This is a genomic window from Streptomyces sp. A1277 (assembly GCF_004795015.1).
In the GTDB taxonomy this organism is placed as follows: Bacteria; Actinomycetota; Actinomycetes; order Streptomycetales; family Streptomycetaceae; genus Streptomyces.
In genome coordinates, this window is sequence record NZ_SSBI01000038.1 from 44,978 (window position 1) to 71,160 (window position 26,183).

The window sequence follows — 26,183 nt, forward strand, 5'->3', positions numbered from 1 at the left end:
AGGACGAGGAGATCTCCCTCGTACTCCAGATCGATGCGTCCAGCGCGCTGACGGACGGTCCCGAGACGTGCGGAACCGGTTCCCGAGACGTGCGAACCCGTTCCCGAGACGTGCGGAACCCGTTCCCGAGACATGCGAACCCGTTCCCGAGACATGCGAACCCGTTCCCGAAACGTGCGGGACTGGTTCCCGAGACGTGGAGGAACGGTTCCCGGAGCGTGTCCGATCAGAACCAGTGCAGGCAGTGCGGGGCGCGGTCGGTCCCGAAGAGCGCGTCCGCGAGGGCGGCGGCGCCGGGGTGGTGGGCCCGGATGTGTCCGGCGCGTACGAGCGTGCTCGGCCTGGTGCCGCCGAGGTAGACCGAGCCCAGGTCGCGCACGTCCAGGGACAGGTCGGGCTGTCGGTCCGTGGGCACGCAGTCGGCCTTGCCGTCGCGGATGGTCAGCAGGTGGCGGCCGCGCTCGCCCAGGAAGGGATCGTCGACGTCCAGGACGATTTCACCGTCCGTGAACCAGCCGCGTGCGGTCAGAGCACGGGGAACGTCGAGGAGGCGCACCCAGAGCCAGTCGGTGTGGCCGCCGACCTCGCCGGCCCGGAAGTCCGTGAGCTGCCAGCGCAGCGGGTGCTCGGGCGGGACGTGCCGGAACACGACCTGGGAGACCAGGTCGTGTCCGAGTGCGTACCGGGCCAGGGCCGTGAAGGCCGCGTCGTCGACGGCGATGGTCTCGTCGACCGTCAAGGTGCTCTGCTCGCCGACGGAGCCGAGGGAGTAGCTGGCGTACCCGTCCGCGACGCCGTCGGCGTCCCGGTGGACGGCGACGTAGCGCGGCGCCGGGGAGATCGGCGGCTGCCCCGCGCCCAGACTCCACCAGCGGTGCGGCCGGGACAGTGCGCCGGGCTGGGCGCGGCGGTACCGGTCGTAGACCGCTTCGAGGATCTCGCCGCACTCGGCACGCCGCAGCACCTCGACCGAACCCCTGTCGGAGCCGGCCGCGGGGGCGTCGGCCGTCGTGAGCACCCGGGGAGCGGCGAGGGCGGCCTTGTGGCGCTGCACCGTCAACCGCGCGGTGGAGGTCGCGGGTCCGTAACCGAACCTGCCGTAGATCGTGGCCTCCGAGGCCAGCAGCACGGAGAGGAATTCGCCCCTGGCCCGTATGCCGGTGAGCTGGTGCCGCATCATCGCGCTGAGCACGCCGCGTCGCCGGTGCGAGGGCAGGACGCCGACGGCGGTCACTCCGGCGGCCGGGACGGGTATCCGACCGGGCAGGGTGAGTTCGAAGGAGTGCGCGGCGGCGGTGCCCACGGGCTTTCCGTCCGGTGCCACGGCGAGCAGGCCGCGATCCATTTCCAGCGCCGACCACCAGCGCCCGCCGTCCGCGATCGGGGTTTCCGGGAATTGCCCGAACGCCGCGTGGACCGTGTCGACGAAGACGTCCAGGTCCTCCTTCGTCGTGGAACGAATCTCCATCGCTGCCGCTTCCTCCTCGGGATTCGGGATGGCGACACCCCGGGTGGTGGGTATCGGGCCACAGGGCAGAGTAACGCTCTGACCAGGGCGAGCAGAGAGCGGCCGAGTCCCCGGCAGACCGCACCGGACGGCCGTACGGGGCTACGCGCCGGCCGCGGCGGGAGGGGAGGCGGCCCGCCGCCGCGGGTGGCCGAGGGTCACGGCTCCGCGGAAGCCCTCCGGTGACATCGTCGACATCGCGTCGAGCGACGCGTCCGGCACCGGCAGGAGGTGGGCGTCGACCCAGGTGTCGCCCGTTGGCGCGTTGGCCCAGGGGTCCTCGATCACGACGGCGCCGGGCACGACGCCGTGGCAGAGCACCCAGTGCGGCACGTCGAACCCCTGCATCCCGGCGAGCGAGAGCAGCAGCAGTACGTGCTCCTGCCGGCCGATCGTGTCCCGGATCTCCGTCAGGGAGAGGTGGCGCGGGTCGATCGGGACGCCGATGCGTGCGGCATCCGTACGCGACGCGCGCTGGAGCAGGGCGCGCCACTCCTGGTCGCCCGGAGGGAGGTGGTCGAGCATGACCGGCCGGTCCGTGTCGAGGTGGACCGTGACCCGGGACGACGGCCGGGCCCGGCGCACGGCGACGCCCAGGCCGACCGGCTCGCACGCCATGAAGTTGTTCGCGTCGCGCCACAGCGTCAGCTCCGCCCGGCGGTCGAGCGCCTCTTGCGGCAGGGCTCCCGCGTGCACCTGCGCGACCAGGGCGGTGACGGCGCCGCAGGTGAAGTGGGTGCTCTGCCCGTAGTACGGGGGTGCGCTCACCGCGTCGTCGCGCAGCCAGCGCACGTAACCGGCGGCCGGTCCGGCCGCACCCTCCGACTGCGTGAGCGGCGGGTTCAGGGCGGTGAAGCCCGCGGCGGCGGCGTCCTCGGGGCGGGCCGTCCATCCTTCCCACTTCAGCTGCACGAGCTCCCGGCCGCGTGCGTGGGCGACGACGGCCGCGACGGCCGTCGGCACGTCGCCGATCGCGTCGACGATCTTCAGATAGGCCGTGTCCGGGCGGGCGGTCACGAGCGCGGCAGCCGTCCAGTCCTCGCCGTCGTCGCCGGGAACGGCCACGATGTGCGGGGCGTGGGCGGAGCGGTCGACCGCGCTCCAGCGCTCCGCCACCTCGGGGTGTCCGAGCCGCGCCAGCCGGGCCGGCGCGGTATCGGCCTCGTACGGCACGACGATGCTCTTCACGGGCCGCACGGGCCTTTCCTGCTGGGACGACGACATTCAGGTGCTCCTGGCGGGACGCGGGGACGGGGTACGGGGGCGGGTCGGTGCGGGCTCCTCACCGGCAGAGGTCATGCGCGGGACTGCCGGAGCACCCACACGAAGTACGGCGCGCCGACCAGGGCGATCATGAGGCCCGCCGGCACCTGGGCGGGGGCGACGATCGTGCGGCCGAGTGCGTCCGCCACGCACACCAGCACCCCGCCGAGCAGCATCGCGACCGGGATCGCGCGGGCCTGCCGGGCGCCCACCAGCGAACGGGCGAGGTGCGGGGCGACGAGTCCCACGAAGCCGACGACGCCGACGGCGATCACGCTGAGCGCGGCGAGCACCGCGGCGATCGCCAGTGCACAGAAGCGGGTGCGCTCCACCCGGACGCCGACGATGCGCGGGGTGTCCTCGTCGACGGCGAGCAGGTCGAGCCGGTGGCGCATGGACAGCAGTACGGGGAGCGCGAGCGCCAGGGCCGCCGCGACCGGTACGACGTCGGAGAACGTACGGCCGTAGGTCGTGCCGGAGAGCCAGGTGAAGATGCGGGGCGTGTTGTACGGGTCGGCGCGCAGCAGGAGGAAGGTGGTCACGGAGCTGAGGCCGTACCCCATGCCGATGCCGATCAGTACGAACCGGTCGGGCAGGAAGCCCCCGCGCCAGGCCAGCAGGGCGATCACCGCGAAGGTGGCGAGCCCGGCCGCGACGGCGACGGCGACGAGCACCGCCTGTCCGCCGCCGAGGCCCGACGTGACGACGCCCGCCGCGCCCAGCCCGGCGCCCGCCGTGATGCCGAGCACCCCCGGCTCGGCGAGCGGGTTGCGTACCGTGCTCTGCACGACGCATCCGGCCAGTCCGAGCGCCGCGCCTGCGAGGACCGCTGCGGTGACGCGCGGCACCCGGTCGTCGAGCGCCGCCCCGATCAGGTCGGGGGCCGTGCCCTGGACCCAGAGGACGATGTCCCCGGTCCGCAGCCACAGGCTCCCCGCCAGGACCGCCACGACGGCCGCCGCGGCCAGCAGTGCCACCGAGCCGGACACGACGAGGAGGTAGGCGCGGTGGGACCGGGCGGCGACCCGTGCGCGCGGGGGCTGCTGGAGCCGGCCCGTGTCGCGCAGCCGCAGCGCGAGGACCACGATCACGACCGAGCCGAGCAGCGTGGTCGGCACCCCGGTGGGAATGGAGGCCGCCCCGTCCGCCCCCTGCACCGCGCGCAGGACCGCGTCCGCGAGCAGGATGAGGAGCGCGCCGAGCAGGCCGGCCGCGGGGATCAGGAGCAGGTGCCTGCGCAGTGCGCGGACCCGCCCCGCGATCAGGCGGGCCAGGACGGGGGCGCCGAGACCGACGAAGGCCATCGGGCCCGCGAGGGTCACCGAGGTGCTGGTCAGGAGTACCGCGCAGACCACGGCGACCACCCGGGTGCTCCGGATCGGCACGCCGAGGGTGGAGGCGGTGTCGTCGCCGAGGTTCATGACGTCCAGCCGCCGGGACAGTGCCAGGGCGGCGCACAGCACCACGACGACGAGGGGGACGGCGCGCAGCGACGCGTCGATGTTCAGCTGGGAGAGCGAGCCGCTTCCCCAGGCGTAGAGGCCGGTCGTGTTCTGCTTGAACAGGATGAGGAGCATCCCGGTCGCGGAGTCCAGGGCCATCGCCATCGCCGATCCGGCGAGGATGAGGCGGGTGCCGGAGGTGCCCGCGGCCCGGCCCGCGAGGAGCAGCACGAGCGCCGCCGCGACCAGGCCGCCGGCGAAGGCGACGACGCCCGACGCCCACAGCGGGACGGCGAGGCCGAGGGCCGCGACGAGCGAGACGGCGAAGTAGGACCCGGCCGAGACCGCGAGGGTGTCCGGCGAGGCGAGCGTGTTGTGCGTGACGGACTGGAGCAGCGTGCCGGCGCAGCCGAGGGCGAAGCCCACCGCCACGCCCGCGAACAGGCGCGGCAGGCGGGAGCCGGTGAGGATCTCGCCGACCGGCGCGCCGTCGGCGCTCTCCCGTTCCCCGGCGAGATGGCGCACCAGGTCGCCGACCCCGACGCCCGATGTCCCCTGGGTCAGGTGCCACAGGCCCACCAGGACGGTCGCGACGAGGAGGACGGCCAGGACAGCCGCCCCGGCGGGGCCGCCGCCGCGCTCCGCACGCGGGCGCGCCGGCACCGCCCCTTCCGGTGGCGCTGTGTCTACGGCGCTCACTTCTTGTCGAGCACGTCGACGTAGGCGTCGATCGCCTGCTCGTTGGAGCGCGGGCCGCCGGCGCCCCACACGCTTGCCGGGAAGGCGTGGGCGCGGCCTTCCTTGACGGCGGGGAGGGTCTTCCAGATCGGGTTCTTCCGGATCGCCTCGACGTATCCGCCGGCGCCTTCGTCGTTGGCGTAGAAGAGGTTGGCGTCGCCGACCGCGACGAGTCCTTCGACGTCCGTCTGCGCGAGGCCGTAGGCGGGGTCGACGCCCCCGTCACCGTGCTCCTTGTTGACGCTGCTGGTCCACGCGGGCTTCAGGCCGAGTTCCTTGCCTATCTCGGTGAACAGGGCGCCGTCGCTGTAGGGGCGGATGGTGAGGTTGCTCCCCTCCAGCCATCCGTCGAAGAACACGAAGTCCTTCGTCGGCAGGTCGGCGTCGGCGACCTGCTGCTTGGCCTTCGCCAGGTGGTCGTCGAACTCCTTGAGCACCTGGTCGGCGCGCTCGGTGCGTCCCGTCGCCTGGCCGATCATGCTGAACACCTCGCGCATGTTCCCGATCGGGTCCTTGGGGTTCGCCCCGCGCGTGGCCATCACGGGGACGCCCCGCTTCTCCAGCTTCTTGATCGTCTCGTCCTTGGCGTCGAACGCCTCCACGACGATGAGGTCGGGCTTGGCCGCGTAGAGGGTGTCGAGGTCGGGCTCCTCGCGTGTGCCGATGTCCGTCACCCCGCTGGGCAGCTTCTCCGCGCTGACCCAGGTGCTGTATCCCTTCACGTCGGAGACGGCGGCGGGGGTGACGCACAGGGTCAGCGCGTCTTCGACCTGCTGCCATTCCAGGACCGCGATGCGCTTGGCGGGCTTGTCGAGCTTCACCTGCCGGCCGACGCCGTCCTTGAAGGAGACCGGCTTCGTCGAGGTGGTCGTGGTGTCCTGGGCGCAGCTCTTCGACGCGGGAGCCGCACTGGCGCTGCTCTTGGCCGTGATCTCGTCGGCGTCGGTCGTACCGCAGGACGTGAGGGCGAAGAGGGCGAGCCCCGCGGTCGAGGCTGCGGCCGTCAGGCGACTGGCACGGTTCATGGAGGGGTCCTCTTTCTCAGACTCAAACGATTCGGCGGAGCGGCGAGCGGGCTGCTCCGGGAGGGGTGCCGCCCTTTTCAGGAGAGGTGGCGCCCGAGTGGGTCGATACGCAGTCGGCCCGTGCGCGGGTCGACGCCGACGTCGACCCGGATGTCGTAGACCTCGCCGATGTTCTCGGCGGTGAGCACGTCGGCGGGTGCGCCCGCCGCGTGCACACGGCCGGCACGCATGAGGACCAGGGTGTCCGCGACGCGGGACGCCTGGTCGAGGTCGTGCAGCACGATCCCGACCGCGATGCCGTGCTTCTCCACAAGATCCCGCACCAGGTCGAGCGTCTCGAACTGATACCGCAGGTCCAGGTGGTTGGTCGGCTCGTCCAGCAGCACGACACCGGTGTCCTGGGCGAGGCAGGCCGCGAGCCAGACACGCTGCATCTCCCCGCCGGAGAGCTCCCCGACCAGCCGGCCCGCCATGTCCCGTACGCCGGTGACGCCCATGGCGCGGTCGATGGCGGCACCGTCCTCGGCGGTCGGTCCGGCGAGGCCACGCCGGTAGGGGTGGCGTCCGAACGCCACGACCTCCGCGACCGTCAGCCCCTGGGGCGCGGGCCTGGACTGGGAGAACAGGGTCACCTCGCGGGCGAACTGGCGGGGGCTGAGCAGCGCCGCGTCACGCTCGGCCTGTCCGTCGGGGGCGTCGAGCGTCACCCGGCCGCCGTCCACCTGGTGCAGCCGGGACAGGGCGCGCAGCAGCGTGGACTTCCCGCTGCCGTTCGGCCCCACGAGGGCGGTCACACGGCCGGGTTCCAGGGCGACCGAGACACCGTGGACGACCGGCTTGCCGCCGTAGCGCAGTACGAGGTCGCGCCCGTTGAGCGCGGCCGCCGGGGCGGCGGGGCCGGCCGGGAGTCTTCCGGCGCGCCGGAAGGGGCTTGTGAACATGAGGAGGTCCGGATGATCGGAGGGGCGCGGAGTGCGGCACCCCGCCCGGCCTTCACCGGCCGGGCCGCACGCTCTCCCGCACGCGGGCAGCACCGTGCGCGGCGCACAACAACTAAGGGTTACCTAACTTCAAGAAGACTATATTCCACTTGTCATGCAGACAATCCGGCGTTCTCGCCACCCGATACGGAATTCGGGACATCCCCGGCCCCCGCGTCCGCCGGGCCGAAGAACGCGCCGGGCGTGGTTCCCATGACGCGCCGGAAGGCGGCGATGAAGGAACTGGGCTGCGCGTAGCCGAGGCGCTCGGAGACCGACATCACATCGAAGCCGTCGGAGAGGAGCATCAGCGCCCGGTGCACCCGCAGCATCTGCCGCCACTGCGCGAACGAGAGACCCGTCGTCCGACGGAACGCGCGGGTGATCGTGCGGTCGCTGCTCCCCAGCCACCGCGCCCATTCCTCCAGTGAACGGGAGTCGGCGGGATCGTCCAGCAGGGCTTCGGCGATCGCGTCGATCCGGGGGTCGCCGGGCAGCCGCAACGCGAGCTGGTGCTCCGAGGGCTGGATCACGTCGAACACGACGGCTTCCGCCCGCAGCCGGGCCGCCTCGTCGAGATCCGTGCGCGACAGATGGGCCAGCAGCGATACGAGCAACGGCGTCATCGCGATCGCTTTCGGCTCCCCGAACGCGAACGGCGTGCGGTCGGGCGCGAAGAAGGCGTCGTGGAACCGCGCGCCCTCCGTCGCCCGGCCCGCGTGCACCACTCCGGCGGGCATCCACAGCCCGTGGCCCTCGAACACGGTGAAGACCCGGTCGCCCACCCGGGACGTCAGCGTCCCCCCGCGTACCCAGACGAGCTCGTGCAGACGGTGCGCGTGCGGCGCCCACTCCGTGGGAGCGGGGACGATCCGGAACTCCGCGACGACGGCACCGGAGGCCGCCCGCTCCGGGAGCGCCCCGGCCCGGCGCATCACCGTGCCCGCCTCGCGCCGCCACAGACCCGGGTTCACCTCACCACGGGACGATCGGACCATGCGGACGAGTCTAAGCGGCTGTCCCGATCCGGTTCCCGTTGCGCCGTGTGGCATCGAACTCATCGCCAAGGTCGGCCAAAGCGCGTGTCCCGCACCTGGTTCCGCCCTCCCGGCGACCTACGTTGTCCCGGTGGAGCAGCACAGGACACGTCCCCCGCAGCGCAGGCAGACCCGGCAGGCCCCGCTGTCCCCGCTGGGGGTGGCCAAGGGGGCCAAGAAGGCCGGCGGCGGCGCGGGGGCCCTCGGCTACCGGGTGATGAGCGCGCCCGCCGGGCGCGACGGCCGGGCGGTCTCCCCCGCCGTGCTCGCCCTGCGCCGGCTGCCCAACCCCCGGCTCACCGGCATCGGCGCCGGGCTGTTCGCGGCCGCCGCCATGTTCCTGCTCGGCTGCCTGGACCGGCTGCTGTTCGACGGGTCCGCCGCCGTCTTCGGCGTACTGTTCCTGCCGGTCAGCGCCCTGACCGCGTTCTGGGTGCGCCCGGCGGACCTGGTGACCGCCCCGATCAGCGTGCCCATCGCCTTCGCCGTCGGGATCGTCCCCATCTCCGGTGGCACCGGCGCCTTCGGCGGGCAGACCATGGCCGTCGTCACCGCCCTCGCGGTGCACGCCGGCTGGCTGTACGGCGGCACCCTCGTCGCCGGCCTCATCGCGACCGTACGGAAGGTGCGGCTGATGCGGGCCCGGCAGCGGCGGATGCTGCTGGCCGCGCAGACCGCCCGGCCCGCCGCGCCGTCCCCGTCACCGGCTCCCCGCCCGGCCGGGCGCGCCCCCCGCCGCCCGTCCCAGCGCTGAACCGCACGGCAACCGGACCGCACCCCCGCCCGCCCTCGGGCTCAGCCGCTCGCCGCCGCCATCGCCGCGCCCACGATGCCCGCGTTGTTCTGGAGCTCCGCCGGGACCATCTCGGCCCGTACGTGTTCGATCAGCGGCAGGAACTTGTCGGCCTTGCGGCTGATACCGCCGCCGACGATGAACAGTTCGGGCGAGAACAGCATCTCCACGTGGGTCAGGTACTTCTGCACCCGGCGCGCCCAGTGCTGCCAGGTCAGGTCCTCGTCCTCCTTGGCCTTCGTGGAGGCGCGCTTCTCCGCGTCGTGGCCGTTCAGCTCCAGGTGGCCGAGCTCCGTGTTCGGTACGAGCCTGCCGTCGACGAAGAGGGCGCTGCCGATCCCCGTACCGAAGGTCAGCACGATCACCGTGCCCTTGCGGCCCCGGCCCGCGCCGAACGTCATCTCGGCGATGCCCGCCGCGTCCGCGTCGTTCAGGACGGTGACGGGGAGGCCCAGCTTGTCGCCGAGGAGGGTGCGGGCGTCGAGGTCGATCCAGCCCTTGTCGACATTGGCCGCGCTGCGGGTCAGACCGCCGGTGACGACGCCCGGGAAGGTGATGCCGACCGGGCCCTTCCAGTCGAAGTGGCCGACGACCTCGGCCACGCACCCGGCCACGTCACCGGGTGTGGCCGGGTGCGGTGTCAGCACTTTGTGGCGCTCCTGCGCCAGGTCTCCGCGGTCCAGGTCCACGGGAGCGCCCTTGATCCCGGATCCGCCGATGTCCACGCCGAAGATCTCCATGTGGTCCACCGTACGGGCACCCGCGCGCGATCACTCCCGGAACGGCACCCAAAAGGCGCCGGTTACTCGCCTTTCAGCGCCGCCGCCTCCGCGCGCAGGTCGCGGCGCAGCTCCTTGGGGAGCGAGAAGACGATCGACTCCTCGGCCGCCTTCACGATCTCGACGTCCTCGAAACCCCGCTCGGCCAGCCAGGCCAGCACGCCGTCGACCAGGACCTCGGGCACGGAGGCGCCGGAGGTGACGCCGACCGTGGAGACACCCTCCAGCCATGCCGCGTCGATCTCGTCGGCGCCGTCGACCAGGTGGGAGGCGCCCGCGCCCGCGCCGAGGGCGACCTCGACCAGGCGGACGGAGTTCGAGGAGTTCTTGGAGCCGACGACGATCACCAGGTCGGCGTCGGCGCCCATCTGCTTCACCGCGATCTGGCGGTTCTGCGTGGCGTAGCAGATGTCGTCGCTCGGCGGCGAGATCAGCAGCGGGAACTTCTCCTTGAGCGCGCCGACCGTCTCCATCGTCTCGTCCACCGAGAGCGTGGTCTGGGAGAGCCAGACGACCTTGGACGGGTCGCGGACCTCGACGTGTCCGACGTCCTCGGGGCCGTCGACCAGGGTGATGTGCTCGGGGGCCTCGCCGGAGGTGCCGATGACCTCCTCGTGGCCCTCGTGGCCGATCAGGAGGATGTCGAAGTCGTCCTGCGCGAAGCGGACGGCCTCCTTGTGGACCTTGGTGACCAGCGGGCAGGTCGCGTCGATGGTGGCGAGCTTCCGCTCGGCCGCCTCCTGGTGCACGGTCGGTGCGACGCCGTGCGCGGAGAACATGACGATCGAGCCCTCGGGGACCTCCGCCGTCTCCTCGACGAAGATCGCGCCCTTCTTCTCCAGGGTCTGTACGACGTACTTGTTGTGGACGATCTCGTGGCGCACGTAGACCGGGGAGCCGTACTGCTCCAGGGCCTTCTCCACGGCGATCACGGCACGGTCCACGCCCGCGCAGTAGCCACGGGGAGCGGCGAGGAGGACGCGTCGGGGGGTCGTAGCAGTCATGCGTCCCATCGTAAGGCCGTACCGAACAGGCGGGGGGCGCGGCGGGTCGGGAGACTGATCTTGACGCGACCCACGGAGGGCTCATGGCCGGCAGCGGTACGGATTCCACCCCTGGCAGCTCGACGGAGCGGGCCGGGCTGCGGCGGACGCTGGGGTTCCGGGACCTGGTGGTCTACGGGCTGCTCTTCATCGCCCCGATGGCCCCCGTCGGCGTGTTCGGGACGCTCGACGCGAAGTCGGACGGCGCGGTCGCGCTCGTGTACGTGGCCGCGACCGTCGTGATGGCCTTCACCGCCTTCAGTTACGCCCAGATGGTGCGGGTCGCCCCGCTGGCCGGCTCGGTGTTCGCGTACGCCCGCAAGGGGCTCGGTGAGGGGCCGGGGTTCATCGCGGGGTGGATGGCGATGCTGGACTACCTGCTGATCCCGGCCGTGGCCTACCTGTTCTCCGGGATCGCGATGAACTCGCTGGTGCCCGGGGTCTCCCGGTGGGTGTGGACGGCGCTGGCCGTGGTCCTGACGACGCTGCTCAACCTGTGGGGGGTGCGCGCCGCGGCCCGGGTCGGTTTCGCGGTGCTCGCGATGGAGATCGTGGTGCTGCTGGTGTTCCTGGTGTCCGCCGTGGTGGTGCTCGTACGGGACGGGGCGCAGCGCGGCTGGCTGACGCCGCTCACCGGGGACTCCGGTTTCTCCATGACGGCGGTGCTGGGCGCGGTGTCCGTGGCGGTGCTCTCGTATCTCGGTTTCGACGCCATCGCCACGTTCGCGGAGGAGGTGACGGGCGGGTCGGCGAAGGTGGCGCGGGCGCTGCTGTTCTGCCTGGTGCTGGCGGGCACGCTGTTCGTGGCGCAGGCGTATCTGGCGGCCCTGCTGGAGCCGATGACGTCGGCGGAGCTGACCGCCGATCCGGCGGCCCAGGGCTCGGCCTTCTACAACACGGTGGACTCCGCCGTGGGCACCTGGCTGCACGACCTGGTGGCCGTGAGCAAGGCGATCGGGGCGGCGTTCGCGGCGCTCGCCGGGCAGGCGGCCGCGGGGCGGCTGCTGTTCGCGATGGCCCGCGAGCGGCGGCTGCCGGGGCTGCTGTCCCGGGTCGATCCGCGCTCCGGCGTCCCCCGGGTCGCGATCCTGATCGCCGCCGTCGTGACGCTGGTGGCGGCGGTGTGGGCGGCCCGGCGCGATGACGGGCTCGACCACCTGGTCTCGGTCGTGGACGTCGGGGCGCTGACGGCGTTCGTCCTGCTGCACGCGTCGGTGGTCGGCTGGTTCGCGGTGCGGCGGATGGAGGGGCCGCCGAGCTGGTGGCGGCACGTGCTGGTGCCGGTGGTCGGTGCCGGGGCGCTGATCGCGGTGATCGTGGAGGCGACCGGGAGCGCCCAGGTGGTGGGGGCCTGCTGGTTCGCGGTGGGGTTGGTGGTGCTCCTGGCGCAGCGGGGGCGGCGGCGGGAGGCCCGTTAGAGGCGGTGCGTTGTCGGTCCCGGCCGTTACGCTCGCTCGCATGGCTCTGAACACTTCTCCGGAAGCCCCGCTGCCCGTCGGTGACGTGTCGCGGCTCATCGGCGGCTGGATCGACCGGCTCGGTTCGGTCTGGGTCGAGGGCCAGATCACCCAGCTGTCGCGGCGGCCGGGCGCCGGTGTGGTGTTCCTGACGCTGCGCGACCCGTCGCACGACATCTCGGTGAGCGTGACGTGCTTCCGGCAGGTCTTCGACCGGATCGCCGACGTGGTGTCGGAGGGCGCGCGGGTCGTCGTCCTGGCCAAGCCCGAGTGGTACGCGCCCCGGGGGCAGCTGTCGCTGCGGGCGACGGAGATACGGCCGGTCGGCATCGGCGAGCTGCTGGTGCGGCTGGAGCAGCTGAAGAAGTCGCTGGCCGCCGAGGGGCTGTTCGCGCTCGACCGCAAGAGGCCGCTGCCCTTCCTGCCCCAGCTGGTCGGCCTGGTCTGCGGCCGGGCGTCGGCGGCCGAGCGCGATGTGCTGGAGAACGCCCGCCGCCGCTGGCCCGCCGTCCGCTTCGAGGTCCGCAACACCGCCGTGCAGGGGGTGCACGCGGTCAACCAGGTCGTGCGGGCGGTCCAGGAGCTGGACGGCATCCCGGAGGTCGACGTCATCGTCGTGGCGCGCGGCGGCGGCAGCGTCGAGGACCTGCTGCCGTTCTCGGACGAGGAGCTGATCCGTACGGTCGCGGCCTGCCGTACGCCGGTGGTCTCGGCGATCGGGCACGAGCCGGACTCCCCGCTGCTGGACCTGGTCGCGGACGTGCGGGCGTCCACGCCCACGGACGCGGCGAAGAAGGTCGTGCCGGACGTGGGCGAGGAGCTGGACCGGGTGCGGCAGCTGCGGGACCGTGCGCTGCGGATGGTACGGGGGCTGCTCGACCGGGAGGAGCGGGGCCTGGCCCACGCGCTGGGGCGGCCCTGCATGGAGCGCCCGCAGCGGATGGTGGACGAGCGCGCGGCGGAGGTCGACGCGCTGGCCGGGCGTTCCCGCCGGGTGCTGGGCCATCTGCTGGACCGGGCGGACTCGGAGCTCGCCCACACCCGCGCCCGGGTCCTCGCGCTGTCGCCCGCCGCGACCCTGGAGCGCGGCTACGCGGTGCTCCAGCGCGCCGACGGGCACGTGGTCCGGGACCCTTCGGACGCGGGCGCGGCCGGGGAGACGCTGCGGGCCCGGGTGTCGGGGGGCGAGTTCGCGGTGCGGGTCGCCGAATGAGCGGGGCGGCCCCCCGGCCGGTGGCCGGGCGTACAGGCCGACACAAGCTGACACATGCCGATGCATAGGGTGGATGACATGACGGACGACGGGACGGCGACCGCCGCCGCGACGGGCACGCTCGGCTACGAGCAGGCGCGCGACGAGCTGATCGAGGTGGTGCGCCGCCTGGAGGCGGGCGGGACATCGCTGGAGGACTCCCTCGCGCTCTGGGAGCGGGGCGAGGAGCTGGCGAAGGTCTGCCGGCACTGGCTGGAGGGTGCCCGCGCCCGGCTGGACGCGGCCCTGGCGGGCCCGGCCGCCGCAGAGGGCGGCGCGGGGGACGGCGGTCCTTCGGGCTCGACGGCGGCCGACGCGGACTGAGCCCGCGGCGGGGGCCGGTGGGGGCGCGGCGTCCTTATTCCGGCTGTGCGGGGTGAGTCTCCCCACTCCGGATTTAGTTGAACATTAACGCACTTCCGCCGTACGGTGATCGCCGTCGCTCGATCCCCCGTGGTCGTGAGACCCGATCCCCCGTGTACGTCCGGAAGGTAATAACGCCGATGTCCCTCGTTCTTGACCCCGCCGCCCAGGACCTCCTCTTCCGCGAGGCCCGCACCGCCAACACGTTCACCGACGAGCCGGTGACCGAGGAGCAGGTCCAGGCCATCTACGACCTGGTCAAGTACGGCCCGACCGCCTTCAACCAGTCGCCGCTGCGCGTCGTGCTGGTCCGCTCTGAGGAGGCCCGCGCGCGCCTCGTGACGCACATGGCCGAGGGCAACCAGCCCAAGACCTCGACCGCCCCGCTGGTCGCGATCCTGGCCGCGGACAACGAGTTCCACGAGGAGCTGCCGGCCCTGATGCCGCACTTCCCGCAGGCCAAGGACATGTTCTTCTCCGAGCGCCCGGCCCGCGAGTCGGCCGCCTCGCTGAACGCCGCTCTCCAGGCCGCCTACTTCATCATCGGCGTACGCGCCGCCGGCCTGGCCGCCGGCCCGATGACCGGTTACGACGCCGCGGGCATCGAGAAGGAGTTCCTGGACGGCGACCACAGCGTCCTGATGGTCGTCAACATCGGCAAGCCGGGCGAGGACGCCTGGTTCCCGCGCCTGCCGCGTCTCGCGTTCGACGAGGTCGTCAAGACCGTCTGAGTTCCACCGCGCCCACGGGGGCGGACGACGGTACGGGGAGGGTCCCGGAGCGAGCACGCTCCGGGACCCTCCCCGTACTCATGTGCCGACGCGGTCCCGCGCGCATACCGCCGCCGCGTCACGATGCCCGCGCGCCCCCGAGTTCCTGCCTCCACCCCGAGCTCGTCGCCGAGCCGCCGCATCGACAGGGCCTTCATCCCTTCCCGGTCGACCAGCCGCAGGGCCGCCTCCAGGACGGCCTGCCGAGTGAGCCCGGCGCGCTGCCCGCTGCCCCGGTTCGTCGACCCGACGGCCGGCTCGGTCCGCCGCCTCGGCGGCGTAGACCTGCGCGAACTGGCCGGCCGCGAGCTGTACCGGAAGGTCTCCTTCGTCTTCCAGGACGTCCGGCTGCTGCACGCGTCCGTCGCGGACAACATCGCGCTGGCGGCACCCTCCGCCACTGCCCAGGACGTGGAACGGGCCGCCCGCCTGGCCAACATCCACGACCGCGTCATCGGACTCCCGCACGGATACGGCACGGTGATCGGCGAGGAGGCCCGGCTGTCGGGCGGCGAGGCCCAACGGGTCGCGCTCGCCCGCGCCCTGCTGGCCGACACCCCCGTCCTGGTGCTGGACGAGGCGACCTCCTTCGCCGATCCGCTCACCGAGCAGGCGGTGCGCCGCGCCCCGGACACGCTGCGGGGCGGGGACAGGACCTTCCTGGTCATCGCGCACCGCCTGGAGACCGTCGCCGGCGCCGATGCCGTCGCGGTCCTGGAGGACGGAGTGATCACCGAGTACGGGGCGCCCGGTGAACTGCTCGCGAAGGGCGAGAGGTTCGCCGCCCTGTGGCGTACCCGGCAGCCGGCGGGTTCAGCGGGAGAGGGTGAGCGGCTGTGACCACGCACGGCACGGCCGGTGGGACGAACACGTGCCCGCGGACCCGCTTCGAACAGCGAGAGGACGACCTTCGATGATCACCATGCTGCTGCGGGTACTGGGTTATCAGCACGCCCGCCCGATGCGACGCACCCTCACCCTGATGACGATCACAAGCCACCGGGCGGGTCATCGAATACCTCTGGGCGCAGCCGGTCCTGCGCGCCGGCGGCCGGACCGCCGAACGCTTCCGGCTCCTGGACGACTCCCTGCGCCGGGTCCAGCGGGCCTCCCGCCGCTCCACCCTGTCCGCACTGCCCGGCGCGGTGGGCCTGACGCTGACGGTGCAGGCGCTGTTCACCGCGGTGCTGGGTCTGGGGGCGTACCTCGCGCTCGGCGGACACATCGGGGCCGCTGAACTGCTGACGGTCCTGGTGCTGGCGGCGCGCTGCGCGGAGCCGCTGCTGTCGCTGGCCGACCTCGGCGGCAAACTGCGCGCCGCTCGCGGCGAACTGGCCAGGCTCGACGTACTGCTGCGCACCGAGCCGCTGCCGCAGGCCGCCGATCCCGTGATACCGGACGGCCACGGGGTGGAGTTCGAGCCGGTCGCCTTCCGGCACGGCGAGCACACCGTGTTCGACGACCTGTCGCTGTCCGTCCCCGAGGGGCGGTGGCTGGCGGTCGTGGGGCCGCCCGGTGCGGGCAAGAGCACCCTGCTCCAGCTGCTCGCACGGTTCTACGACGTGGACGCGGGCGCGGTGCGCGTCGGCGGCGTGGACGTACGCGCTGCGCCTCGGCGGGCGCTACGCGGCGTTCTGGGAGCTCGCCCCGGGCCCCTCGGCGACGGGGCCCGCACCGGACCGCGTTCTTCCGCCGGTGACGTGAGCGAGCACGGGCCGGTCGCGGCGCCCCGCGACCGGCCCGAAGCCTTCCCCGTACGCGCGGACGCGCGTCAGGACGTCTTGAGCGCCGCGGCCATCTCCGTCAGCCGCTCCGCCGGGGCCGAGCCGGTCACGACCGTCGTCGCGCCCTTCTCCTCGCGCACCAGCGCGTCGTACTTCGGGCCCTCCCAGCGCTGCCAGGTCTCCCCCGCGACCTCCTGCGTGCGGCCGGTGTCCTTCGCCTTCTGGCTGACCTGGCTGATGTACAGCTTCGCCGGGGACGTGGACTGCTCCACCGCGACGTACTTGCCGTCCGGGTCGAGGAAGCCGAGGTGCCAGCTGTTGCCGCCGTCCCGGTCGTAGGTGACCGAGGTGGGCTTCCAGCCCTCGGGCAGCCCGGTGGGGGCGGCCACCGGGTACGGGGCGGCGCGCCGGGCGGTCAGGAGCTCGACGCGGTAGTCGACGGCCTTGACCGGATCGGCCTTGTCGTCGTGCGGAATGAAGATGTAGACGACACCTGCCACGGCGGCGATCGCCGCCAACGACAGGATCATGTCCCGCACGGTCTGCTTGCCTCGCTTGCTTGCCACGGGTCCATCGTCGCATCAGCCTCCGCGCGACCGAACCGGGGGCGCCCCGCTCAAACGTGACCCGGTCTGCTCATTTTATCGACCTGGCGATAGAGTCGGATCACCCTCATCCGGTCGTCGTCGTACAGAAAGGTGCGCTCCGATGTCCGAACATCATCTGCCGTCCCAGCTGGAGGTCTCCCCGGAGGCCCCCGACCGCAACCTCGCCCTGGAGCTCGTCCGGGTCACCGAGGCCGCCGCCATGGCCGCCGGGCGCTGGGTCGGCCGCGGAGACAAGATCGGGGCCGACGGCGCCGCCGTGAAGGCCATGCGCACCCTCGTCTCCACCGTGTCCATGAACGGCATCGTCGTCATCGGTGAGGGCGAGAAGGACGAAGCCCCCATGCTGTTCAACGGCGAGCACGTGGGCGACGGCACCGGGCCCGAGGTGGACATCGCCGTCGACCCGATCGACGGCACGACGCTGAACGCCAAGGGCATGCCGAACGCGATCGCCGTGCTGGCCGCCGCCGACCGGGGCGCCATGTTCGACCCGTCCGCGGTCTTCTACATGGACAAGCTGGTCACCGGCCCCGAGGCCGCCGACTTCGTCGACATCAACGCGCCCGTCTCGGTGAACATCCGGCGGGTCGCGAAGGCGAAGAGCTCCACGCCCGAGGACGTCACCGTCGTCATCCTGGACCGCCCCCGCCACGACGGCATCGTCAAGGAGATCCGGGAGACCGGCGCCCGGATCAAGTTCATCTCCGACGGCGACGTGGCCGGTTCGATCATGGCCGCGCGCGAGGGCACCGGCGTCGACCTGCTGATGGGGATCGGCGGCACGCCCGAGGGCATCATCTCGGCCTGCGCCATAAAGTGCCTCGGCGGCACCATCCAGGGCAAGCTCTGGCCGAAGGACGAGGCGGAGCGGCAGCGCGCCCTGGACGCCGGGCACGACCTGGACCGGGTGCTGTCCACGGACGACCTGGTCAGCGGGGACAACGTGTTCTTCGTGGCGACCGGCATCACGGACGGCGAGCTGATGCGCGGGGTGCGCTACCGCGCGGAGACGGCGACCACCGAGTCCATCGTCATGCGGTCCAAGTCGGGCACCATCCGGACGATCAGTTCCACCCACCGGCTGTCGAAGCTGCGCGCCTACAGCGCCATCGACTTCGACCGCGCGAAGTAGCCCCGGCGGCACAGCCGGCCCCGGCGCGCCCGCGTGTCCGGCCGAAGAGGCGCCCCCCATGTGCGGTGGGGGCGCCTCTTCGTATGCGTGGGTACGGGCAGGAGGGGGCGGGCCCCCGTCAGCCCGCGATCCGGTCGGTCGCGCCCGACGCCTTCAGCTCCACCTCGCGCCGCCGGCGCCGGGCGAGCGCGACGCGGCGCTCGGCGGCGGTGAGCCCGCCCCACACCCCGTACGGCTCGGGCTGCACCAGGGCGTGTTCGCGGCACTCGACCATCACGGGACAGCGCGCGCAGACCCGCTTCGCGGACTCCTCGCGCGAGAGGCGGGCAGCAGTCGGCTCCTTCGACGGGGCGAAGAACAGCCCGGCTTCGTCCCGGCGGCACACCGCCTCCGAGTGCCAGGGGCCGGCCTGGTCCTCCCGAGCGGGGGCCCGCTGCGGGGGGACGGCGGCGACCTGCAGGGGCTGATGCGGCAGTTGCAGCACGGGTCCACTCCTGACGACGGCTTCGCGAGCGAGAGACGATGCAGCAGTCCCTACCCGCTGTACGCGCGCCTATGCACTGAGTGGTACTCAGGTCCGTTCCGCGTCATTGCGGTCGAGTCCTTTTCCGGCCGTCAGTGGCCGAGGTGTTTACGCAGCCGGTCCTGGAGATCCGCGATGAACTTGCCGCGCTTGGGCTTCGCCTCGACGCTGCCGAACACGGAACATCCGTTCACCACGACCACGGGCGCCTCGGGATCGGGGGATTCCAGCGTGCGTACTTCGAAACTGCCGAAAACGCCCGTTCCGCTGCCACGCAGCGAGATGTTCTCGGGCACCCTGATCTCCACGCTCCCGAAGACGGACGTCGCGTTGATCACGGTGAGACGCTGGCTGAAAAGCGCTTCGGTCAGGTCGATTTCCACACTGCCGAACAGCGAGAACGCGTTGGTGCGCCCGCCGACCCGCCAGCGCCCCTTCCGGGTCGAACTGCTGAAGACCGCCACCAGGTTGTCGGCGGGTCCGGCGGCCGGCTCGGGGCCGTAGGCGTACGGGGTGCCCGCGGCGGCCCTGGGCGTGCCGCCCGGCGCCGGCAGGTCCCGTACCAGCGGTTCGAGCTCGCCGACGGTCTTGGCGCGGTAGACGGAGTCGACCCGCTCCGCGTGTTCGTCGGCGGTCAGCCGGCCCTCGGCCAGCGCTTCGCGCAGGATGTCCGCGATCCGGTCGCGGTCCGCGTCGGAGGCGCGGATGACGTCGGGGCCCGCCGGTGCGGCGGGCTGCTGGGGCTGCTTCTCGAGGTCCACCGGCCCAGCGTACCGAAACGCGATAGATCGCGACAGAGCCTGGACGGTGCGCCGCCCGGCCAACCCCGCCGAACCCGGGTGAGCCCTACCTCACAAGCCCGCCGCCCCCGGCGGGTCCTACCCTGGTGGGTGCGCTGTCCAAGGGTGGCCAGCCGCTGTCTGCCGAGTGAGGAATGGCCGTAATGCCAGAGTTTGCGTACTCCGATCTGCTCCCTCTGGGAGAGGACACCACGCCGTACCGTCTGGTCACCGCCGAGGGTGTGTCCACCTTCGAGGCCGACGGGCGTACGTTCCTCAAGGTCGAGCCGGAGGCGCTGCGCACCCTGGCCGCCGAGGCCATGCACGACATCTCGCACTACCTGCGGCCCGCGCACCTGGCGCAGCTGCGGCGGATCGTGGACGACCCGGAGGCGTCGTCCAACGACAAGTTCGTCGCGCTGGACCTGCTGAAGAACGCGAACATCGCCGCCGCGGGCGTCCTGCCGATGTGCCAGGACACCGGCACGGCCATCGTCATGGGCAAGCGCGGGCAGAACGTGCTCACGCGGGGCGGTGACGAGGAGGCCCTGTCGCGCGGCATCTTCGACGCGTACACCAAGCTCAACCTGCGGTACTCGCAGATGGCCCCGCTGAACATGTGGGAGGAGAAGAACACCGGCTCCAACCTCCCGGCCCAGATCGAGCTGTACGCGACCGACGGAGGCGCGTACAAGTTCCTCTTCATGGCCAAGGGCGGCGGCTCGGCCAACAAGTCGTTCCTGTTCCAGGAGACCAAGGCGGTCCTCAACGAGACCTCCATGATGAAGTTCCTGGAGGAGAAGATCCGTTCGCTGGGCACCGCGGCCTGCCCGCCGTACCACCTGGCGATCGTCGTCGGCGGTACGTCCGCGGAGTTCGCGCTGAAGACCGCGAAGTACGCCTCCGCGCACTACCTGGACGAGCTGCCCGCCGAGGGCTCCCCGACCGGCCACGGCTTCCGGGACAAGGAGCTGGAGGAGAAGGTCTTCGAGCTGACGCAGAAGATCGGCATCGGCGCGCAGTTCGGCGGCAAGTACTTCTGCCACGACGTGCGCGTGGTGCGCCTGCCCCGGCACGGCGCCTCGCTGCCCGTCGCCATCGCCGTCTCCTGCTCGGCGGACCGCCAGGCCACCGCGAAGATCACCGCCGAGGGCGTCTTCCTGGAGCAGCTGGAGAAGGATCCGGCCCGCTTCCTGCCGGACACCACCGACGAGCACCTCGACACCGAGGGCGACGTCGTGCGCATCGATCTGAACCGGCCGATGGACGAGATCCTCGCCGAGCTGACCAAGTACCCGGTCAAGACCCGGCTCTCGCTGACCGGCCCGCTGGTCGTGGCGCGCGACATCGCGCACGCCAAGATCAAGGAGCGCCTGGACGCGGGCGAGGAGATGCCGCAGTACCTGAAGGACCACCCGGTGTACTACGCGGGCCCGGCGAAGACCCCCGAGGGCTACGCCTCCGGCTCCTTCGGCCCGACCACGGCCGGCCGCATGGACAGCTACGTCGCGCAGTTCCAGGCTGCGGGCGGCTCCAAGGTGATGCTCGCCAAGGGCAACCGCTCCCAGCAGGTCACCGACGCGTGCGACGCGCACGGCGGCTTCTACCTGGGCTCGATCGGCGGCCCGGCCGCCCGCCTCGCGCAGGACTGCATCAAGAAGGTCGAGGTCGTCGAGTACGAGGAACTCGGCATGGAGGCGGTCTGGAAGATCGAGGTGGAGGACTTCCCGGCGTTCGTCGTCGTGGACGACAAGGGCAACGACTTCTTCACCGAGCCCGCCCCGGCCCCGACGTTCACCAGCATCCCGGTGCGCGGCCCCGGCCTGGGCTGACCCCCGCCCCGCCGGGGCGGGTAACCCCCGGCAGCCCTCATCCCCTCGGCGAACCGGCCCTCGAACCGGCCGGTTCGCCGAGGGGATGCGTTTTTCCGCTTTCTTCACGGCGGTCCGGCTGGGTGCCGGATTTCTCGCCGGTCTGGCCTCGGCGCCCTCGCGGCCCAGCAGGTGATCCGGCGGTACACCCGCCGCACCGGGCGGCCGGTGGGCACGTCGGGCTACGGCAACGGCAACGGCAACGGCAACGGCAACGGCAACGGCAACGGCAACGGCAACGGCAACGGCAACGGTGTCATGTCCGGGACAATGCCGGCCGAGCCCCGGAGTCTCCGAGCCGGTACACGTACGGCGGGAATCAGCCAATCTCGTGCACGGCCCGCAGCGGCGCCGGACCCGGTCACGGGGGCACGGCGCGGACCGGGCCGGGGCACCATGCGGTGTCCGCGTTCCGGGGCCGCCCGCGGCGCACCGCCGCTTTCGCGCACCGGGCCGTCCGCGGACTTGCGGGGCACCGGGCCGATGCGGTGGGTTGTCCGGCGTTGCCGGAGAACTCCGCACCACCGGGCGGTCCGGCCCGGTGCCGTCACCGGACGCCGGGCCCGCCCCCCACAACCCGCCGCCGGTCCTCGCCCCTGCCGACCCTCGCCGCGCGGCCGTCCGAACCCGTACGGCCCGTCCCACCCTCACCGTCCCACTCCGGAAAGGCGGACACCGCATGACGCCGGTCCCCCACCGCAGCCATGCCGACGACCTGCTCACCTTCATCAGCGCCAGCCCCTCCTCGTACCACGCCGTGGCGAGCGCCGCCCAGCGGCTGGAGAAGGCGGGCTTTCGTGAACTGCGCGGAACCGACGACTGGACGGGCACCACGGGCGGCAGCTTCGTCGTCCACGGGGGCGCGCTGATCGCCTGGTACGCCCCCGAGTCCCGGCCCGCCCACACCCCGTTCCGGATCATCGGCACGCACACCGACTCGCCGAACCTGCGGATCAAGCCGACCCCGGACACGGGGTCGGCCGGCTGGCGGCAGGTCGCGGTGGAGATCTACGGCGGGGTCCCGCTCAACACCTGGCTCGACCGGGACCTGGGCATCTCCGGCCGGCTCGCGCTGCGCGCCCCCGGCGGGCGGACCGACTCCCGGCTGGTGCAGATCGACGAGCCCCTGCTGCGGGTGCCGCAGCTGGCGATCCACCTGGACCGCGCCGTCAACGACGGGCTCGCCCTGGACCGGCAGCGCCACGTCGCCCCGGTCTGGTCGCTCGGCGCGACCGACGAGGGCGCGCTGCTGCGCCGGGTCGCGGCGGCCGCCGAGGCCGAGCCGGACGAGGTGCTGGGCTGGGACCTGATGCTGCACGACGTGCAGGCACCCGGCTACCTGGGCGCGGAGCGGGAGTTCGTGGTCTCCTCCCGGCTGGACAACCTGGTGTCGGTGCACGCCGGGGTCGCCGCGCTGGCAGCGGCGGCGACGGCGGCCGAAGCGCCCGCGTACATCCCGGTGCTGGCGGCCTTCGACCACGAGGAGGTCGGCAGCGGCTCGGACACGGGGGCGCAGAGCCCGCTCCTGGAGCGGGTGCTGAGCCGTTCGGTGACCGCGCGGGGCGGCAGCTCCGAGGACTGGGCGCGGGCGCTGGCCGGCGCGTACTGCGTCTCGGCCGACATGGCGCACGCCGTCCACCCCAACTACGCGGAGCGCCACGACCCGGGCCACCAGCCGCTGCCCAACGGCGGCCCCACGGTCAAGGTCAACGTCAACCAGCGCTACGCCACCGACTCGGCCGGGATCGCCCTGTTCGCCGCGGCGTGTGAGCGGGCGGGTGCGCCGTGGCAGCCGTTCGTCTCCAACAACGCGATGCCGTGCGGCACGTCCATCGGCCCGCTCACCGCGGCCCGGCTGGGTGTGCCGACCGTCGACGTGGGGGTCCCGGGGCTGTCGATGCACTCCGCGCGCGAGCTGTGCGGGGCCGAGGACCCGGGCCACCTGGCGGCGATCCTGACGGCGTTCGCCACCTCGGGATGAGGCGCTGAGGCGCTGGTACGGGGAGGGGCCGGTGCGGCTCCTCCCCGTACCCGTACACGACGGGGGTTACGCGAAGCGCTGCTTCGCGCTGCCGTCGCAGGCTTGCAGCCGCAGCGGGTCGTGGGCGCCCGCCAGGGTCGCGCACAGGCCCGTCGAGGCGGCCGGGCGCAGGGTGCCCGACTGCCGGACGAACTGCTGGTTGGCGGCGCCGGAGCAGTTGTAGAGGATCAGGGCCGCGCCCGCCTTGTAGTTCGCGCCCGGCACGTCCAGGCAGCGGTCGTGGCTCAGCTCGGTGCGCAGGGTCTTCGTGGCGGAGTCGTACCACCAGCCCTGGTTGCGTCCGCCGTGGCACTCCCAGCCGGTGACCCCGGTGTTGTTGCGGGTGACGGAGGCGGGGGCGTCCAGGCAGGTGGCCGTCGCCTCGCCGCGCAGGGGCGTGAAGACGTCGTCCCAGGCGGCCGGCTGGAGCACGGGCTGTCCGGTGCTCGCCGGGTCGGCGCAGCTCGCCTCGCGCAGGCCCGAGTTGTAGATCTGGATCAGGCAGGAGGCGAAGGCGCCGTGGCCGGCCGCGTTCGGGTGGAAGGACTGGCGCACCGAGTTGGAGTCCGGCGGGAAGTGCGACAGGTCGATGTAGAGGCCGCGGGCCCAGGTGGACTCGCTGCACACCTCGTGGCCGTGAAAGAGGCGGGAGTTGTCGAGGTAGACGGCCCCGGTGTCGGCGGCCGCCCTGCGCATGCCGCGTTCGAAGGCGGGGACCGCGGTGTTGCGGCCCCAGGCGGCGTCGGAGTCGTATCCGGCGCAGCCGCCGGGAAGCTTGCCGGGGAACTTCGGGTTGTCGTAGAAGTCCGGGCCGATGGGGCTCGGGTAGCCCATGACGACGAGCTTGTAGTCGCTGTCGGCGTAACCGGCGCCGGTCATCACGGTCCGCAGGTCGCGCACGGTCTTCTCGACCTTGGGGACGAGCCCGTCGACGCGGGCCTGCCAGCCGCCCTCGTACTTGGACTGGCAGACGCCCTGGAGGAGTATCCAGCGCTCGACGCAGTCCGTCATGACGGGCCCGAACTGGAGGTCGTCGTTGGCACCCGCCACCAGCACGATCATTTTGATGCGGGTGTTGCGCGCCTTGACGGCCAGGTTGTCGCTCTGCACCAGCTCGTCGGCGTACTGCTTGGAGCCGCCGATGACGATGTTTCCGGTGTACGCGCCGGAGCACGAGACGTTGTACGTGACGTCGGCCGGAATCCCGGTGCGGTGGATCGCGGAGTCGGGCGAGCGGTGGCACCAGTTGTCGGGGCCGTTGGTGCCCGCCTCGTACGTGCCGACGCCCTCGCCGGATATCTCGCTGTCGCCGAGCGAGATGAGCCCGGTCTTGCGCTGGGCGAGCGGGCGCTCGGCCGGGTCGCCGTACAGCTGGGTGGCCTCCGCGGCGCGGATGGCCTCCAGTTCGGGCGACAGGGGGGTGGATGCGGTACTGGTGGTACCGGACTGGGCGGCGGTGGCCGTTCCCGCCGCCACGGTCATGCCGCCGAACGCCGCCGCCATGGCCGCGGCGGCCGCGACGGTACAGCGGAGTCTGTGCCTGGTGCGCCTCATTGCGCCTCCCGGGTTGTGGTTACCCCCGGTATTTACTGGTCGGTAGGCGACTTGGGAATAGCTTGAACAAGACAAGTGCTCATCTTTTTCAGGAGGTTGAACGATGACGGATCAAGGAATGGGCGACGACTACCGCGTCGAGCACGACTCGATGGGCGAGGTCAGGGTCCCCGCCGACGCGAAGTGGCGGGCCCAGACGCAGCGGGCCGTGGAGAACTTCCCGGTCTCCGGGCAACGCCTGGAGCGGGCCCACATCGAGGCCCTGGCCCGTATCAAGGCCGCCGCCGCCAAGGTCAACGCGGACCTGGAGGTACTGGACCCGGACATCGCGCGGGCGGTCCAGGAGGCGGCCGGGGAGGTCGCCGAGGGGCGCTGGGACGCGCACTTCCCGGTCGACGTCTTCCAGACCGGCTCGGGTACCTCCTCGAACATGAACACCAATGAGGTGATCGCCACCCTCGCCACCGAACGCCTCGGCCGCGAGGTCCACCCCAACGACCACGTCAACGCCTCCCAGTCCTCCAACGACGTCTTCCCCTCCTCCATCCACATCGCCGCTACCGCCGCGGTGACCGCCGACCTGATCCCCGCCCTGGACCAGCTGGCGGCCGCCCTGGAGCGCAAGTCGGACGAGTTCGCGACGGTCGTGAAGTCCGGGCGCACCCACCTCATGGACGCCACGCCCGTCACCCTCGGCCAGGAGTTCGGCGGGTACGCGGCCCAGATCCGCTACGGCGTCGAGCGGCTGCGCGCCTCGCTCCCCCGGCTCGCCGAACTCCCCCTCGGCGGCACGGCCGTGGGCACCGGCATCAACACCCCGCCCGGCTTCGCCCCCGCCGTGATCGCGGAGGTCGCCCGCGTCACCGGGCTGCCGCTCACCGAGGCCCGCGACCACTTCGAGGCGCAGGGCGCGCGGGACGGCCTGGTGGAGACCTCCGGGCAGCTGCGCACCATCGGCGTCTCGCTCACCAAGATCTGCAACGACCTGCGCTGGATGGCCTCCGGCCCGCGCACCGGACTCGCCGAGATCTCCCTGCCCGACCTCCAGCCGGGCTCCTCGATCATGCCGGGCAAGGTCAACCCGGTCATCCCCGAGGCGGTCCTGATGGTCGCCGCCCAGGTCACCGGGAACGACGCCACGGTCGCCGCGGCGGGCGCCGCCGGCAACTTCGAGCTGAACGTGATGCTCCCGGTCATCGCGAAGAACCTGCTGGAGTCCGTACGGCTGCTCGCCAACGCCTCCCGGCTGCTCGCGGACCGCACGGTCGACGGGATCACCGCGCACGCGGAGCGGGCCAGGGAGTACGCCGAGTCCTCGCCGTCCGTCGTCACCCCGCTGAACAAGTACATCGGCTACGAGGAGGCGGCGAAGGTCGCCAAGAAGTCCCTCGCCGAGCGCCGGACGATCCGCGAGGTGGTCCTAGAATCGGGTTATGTGGAGCGCGGCGACCTGACCGAAAAGCAGCTCGACGAAGCCCTGGACGTACTGCGCATGACCCGTCCGTGACGGGCGCCGCTGCGGG

The 26,183-nt window shown here is 72.4% G+C and carries 21 protein-coding genes and 3 pseudogenes; 11 read left to right on the plus strand and 13 right to left on the minus strand.

Going from position 1 to position 26,183, the window contains the following annotated elements; all coding sequences use genetic code 11:
* Window positions 1-226: 226 nt before the first annotated feature.
* The 6 genes from E6R18_RS23635 to E6R18_RS23660 all read right to left on the minus strand — a co-directional run bounded on the left by E6R18_RS23635 (window position 227) and on the right by E6R18_RS23660 (window position 7,953).
* Window positions 227-1,468 carry a GNAT family N-acetyltransferase gene (locus tag E6R18_RS23635; RefSeq protein WP_136318908.1) on the minus strand — a complete coding sequence of 414 codons (1,242 nt, stop codon included), beginning with the start codon at window positions 1,466-1,468 and terminating at the stop codon, window positions 227-229.
* 141 nt (window positions 1,469-1,609) lie between these two features.
* Window positions 1,610-2,731 carry a peptidase C39 family protein gene (locus E6R18_RS23640; RefSeq protein ID WP_136318909.1) on the minus strand — a complete coding sequence of 374 codons (1,122 nt, stop codon included), beginning with the start codon at window positions 2,729-2,731 and terminating at the stop codon, window positions 1,610-1,612.
* A 71-nt stretch (window positions 2,732-2,802) separates the two neighbouring features.
* Window positions 2,803-4,875, minus strand: coding sequence for an iron ABC transporter permease (locus tag E6R18_RS23645; protein WP_136318910.1), 2,073 nt, complete (start codon window positions 4,873-4,875; stop codon window positions 2,803-2,805).
* A 32-nt stretch (window positions 4,876-4,907) separates the two neighbouring features.
* Complete coding sequence (locus tag E6R18_RS23650) at window positions 4,908-5,975, minus strand: iron-siderophore ABC transporter substrate-binding protein (RefSeq protein WP_136318911.1); 1,068 nt, start codon at window positions 5,973-5,975, stop codon at window positions 4,908-4,910.
* 77 nt (window positions 5,976-6,052) lie between these two features.
* Complete coding sequence (locus E6R18_RS23655; RefSeq protein WP_136318912.1) at window positions 6,053-6,916, minus strand: ABC transporter ATP-binding protein; 864 nt, start codon at window positions 6,914-6,916, stop codon at window positions 6,053-6,055.
* Between the two features lie 152 nt (window positions 6,917-7,068).
* Window positions 7,069-7,953, minus strand: coding sequence for an AraC family transcriptional regulator (locus E6R18_RS23660; RefSeq protein ID WP_136318913.1), 885 nt, complete (start codon window positions 7,951-7,953; stop codon window positions 7,069-7,071).
* Window positions 7,954-8,209: 256 nt separating this feature from the next.
* Here E6R18_RS23660 and E6R18_RS23665 point away from each other — a divergent pair, with 256 nt between their 5' ends.
* Entirely contained in the window at window positions 8,210-8,746 is a 537-nt protein-coding gene (locus E6R18_RS23665) for a DUF6542 domain-containing protein (protein ID WP_136318941.1), read from the plus strand.
* Window positions 8,747-8,787: 41 nt separating this feature from the next.
* Here the strand turns inward: E6R18_RS23665 and ppgK are convergent, their stop codons facing one another.
* Both ppgK and E6R18_RS23675 read right to left on the minus strand, forming a co-directional pair.
* Complete coding sequence (ppgK, locus tag E6R18_RS23670) at window positions 8,788-9,525, minus strand: polyphosphate--glucose phosphotransferase (protein WP_136318914.1); 738 nt, start codon at window positions 9,523-9,525, stop codon at window positions 8,788-8,790.
* A 62-nt stretch (window positions 9,526-9,587) separates the two neighbouring features.
* Window positions 9,588-10,577: a 4-hydroxy-3-methylbut-2-enyl diphosphate reductase gene (locus tag E6R18_RS23675; RefSeq protein WP_206308376.1), complete on the minus strand. Its 990-nt coding sequence runs from the start codon at window positions 10,575-10,577 to the stop codon at window positions 9,588-9,590.
* Between the two features lie 74 nt (window positions 10,578-10,651).
* Here E6R18_RS23675 and E6R18_RS23680 point away from each other — a divergent pair, with 74 nt between their 5' ends.
* From E6R18_RS23680 to E6R18_RS23695, 4 genes are all read left to right on the plus strand, one after another.
* A complete protein-coding gene (locus E6R18_RS23680) occupies window positions 10,652-12,025 on the plus strand; it encodes an APC family permease (RefSeq protein ID WP_136318916.1) in 1,374 nt (457 codons plus the stop codon).
* A gap of 40 nt (window positions 12,026-12,065) precedes the next feature.
* A complete protein-coding gene (gene xseA, locus E6R18_RS23685; RefSeq protein ID WP_136318917.1) occupies window positions 12,066-13,277 on the plus strand; it encodes an exodeoxyribonuclease VII large subunit in 1,212 nt (403 codons plus the stop codon).
* A 78-nt stretch (window positions 13,278-13,355) separates the two neighbouring features.
* Window positions 13,356-13,640 (plus strand): exodeoxyribonuclease VII small subunit, encoded by a 285-nt coding sequence (locus E6R18_RS23690; RefSeq protein ID WP_136318918.1) that lies wholly within the window; start codon window positions 13,356-13,358, stop codon window positions 13,638-13,640.
* A 179-nt stretch (window positions 13,641-13,819) separates the two neighbouring features.
* Complete coding sequence (locus E6R18_RS23695; RefSeq protein ID WP_136318919.1) at window positions 13,820-14,410, plus strand: malonic semialdehyde reductase; 591 nt, start codon at window positions 13,820-13,822, stop codon at window positions 14,408-14,410.
* A 146-nt stretch (window positions 14,411-14,556) separates the two neighbouring features.
* Here the strand turns inward: E6R18_RS23695 and E6R18_RS35000 are convergent.
* Window positions 14,557-14,676, minus strand: a pseudogene (locus E6R18_RS35000) (tetracycline repressor protein class H); the annotation flags it as partial.
* A 1-nt stretch (window position 14,677) separates the two neighbouring features.
* Between E6R18_RS35000 and E6R18_RS23705 the strand changes: the two are divergent.
* A pseudogene (locus E6R18_RS23705) lies at window positions 14,678-15,289 on the plus strand (ATP-binding cassette domain-containing protein); the annotation flags it as partial.
* A gap of 152 nt (window positions 15,290-15,441) precedes the next feature.
* Window positions 15,442-16,068, plus strand: a pseudogene (locus E6R18_RS23710) (ABC transporter ATP-binding protein); the annotation flags it as partial.
* Window positions 16,069-16,220: 152 nt separating this feature from the next.
* Here the strand turns inward: E6R18_RS23710 and E6R18_RS23715 are convergent.
* Window positions 16,221-16,739, minus strand: a complete 519-nt coding sequence (locus tag E6R18_RS23715; RefSeq protein ID WP_136318920.1) for a DUF4245 domain-containing protein — start codon at window positions 16,737-16,739, stop codon at window positions 16,221-16,223.
* Window positions 16,740-16,881: 142 nt separating this feature from the next.
* Between E6R18_RS23715 and glpX the strand changes: the two genes are divergently transcribed.
* Entirely contained in the window at window positions 16,882-17,913 is a 1,032-nt protein-coding gene (gene glpX, locus E6R18_RS23720; RefSeq protein WP_136318921.1) for a class II fructose-bisphosphatase, read from the plus strand.
* Window positions 17,914-18,031: 118 nt separating this feature from the next.
* On the opposite strand, the gene E6R18_RS23725 is transcribed toward glpX, so the two are convergent.
* Entirely contained in the window at window positions 18,032-18,397 is a 366-nt protein-coding gene (locus E6R18_RS23725) for a WhiB family transcriptional regulator (protein WP_136318922.1), read from the minus strand.
* A 131-nt stretch (window positions 18,398-18,528) separates the two neighbouring features.
* Window positions 18,529-19,197 (minus strand): DUF1707 domain-containing protein, encoded by a 669-nt coding sequence (locus E6R18_RS23730; protein WP_136318923.1) that lies wholly within the window; start codon window positions 19,195-19,197, stop codon window positions 18,529-18,531.
* A 173-nt stretch (window positions 19,198-19,370) separates the two neighbouring features.
* Here E6R18_RS23730 and E6R18_RS23735 point away from each other — a divergent pair, with 173 nt between their 5' ends.
* A complete protein-coding gene (locus E6R18_RS23735) occupies window positions 19,371-21,047 on the plus strand; it encodes a fumarate hydratase (protein WP_136318924.1) in 1,677 nt (558 codons plus the stop codon).
* A gap of 718 nt (window positions 21,048-21,765) precedes the next feature.
* Window positions 21,766-23,067: a M18 family aminopeptidase gene (locus E6R18_RS23740; protein ID WP_136318925.1), complete on the plus strand. Its 1,302-nt coding sequence runs from the start codon at window positions 21,766-21,768 to the stop codon at window positions 23,065-23,067.
* A 66-nt stretch (window positions 23,068-23,133) separates the two neighbouring features.
* On the opposite strand, the gene E6R18_RS23745 is transcribed toward E6R18_RS23740, so the two are convergent.
* Window positions 23,134-24,660, minus strand: coding sequence for a ricin-type beta-trefoil lectin domain protein (locus tag E6R18_RS23745; RefSeq protein WP_136318926.1), 1,527 nt, complete (start codon window positions 24,658-24,660; stop codon window positions 23,134-23,136).
* Window positions 24,661-24,763: 103 nt separating this feature from the next.
* On the opposite strand from E6R18_RS23745, the gene E6R18_RS23750 reads away from it, so the two are divergent.
* Window positions 24,764-26,167, plus strand: coding sequence for a class II fumarate hydratase (locus E6R18_RS23750; RefSeq protein WP_136318927.1), 1,404 nt, complete (start codon window positions 24,764-24,766; stop codon window positions 26,165-26,167).
* Window positions 26,168-26,183: the final 16 nt, after the last annotated feature.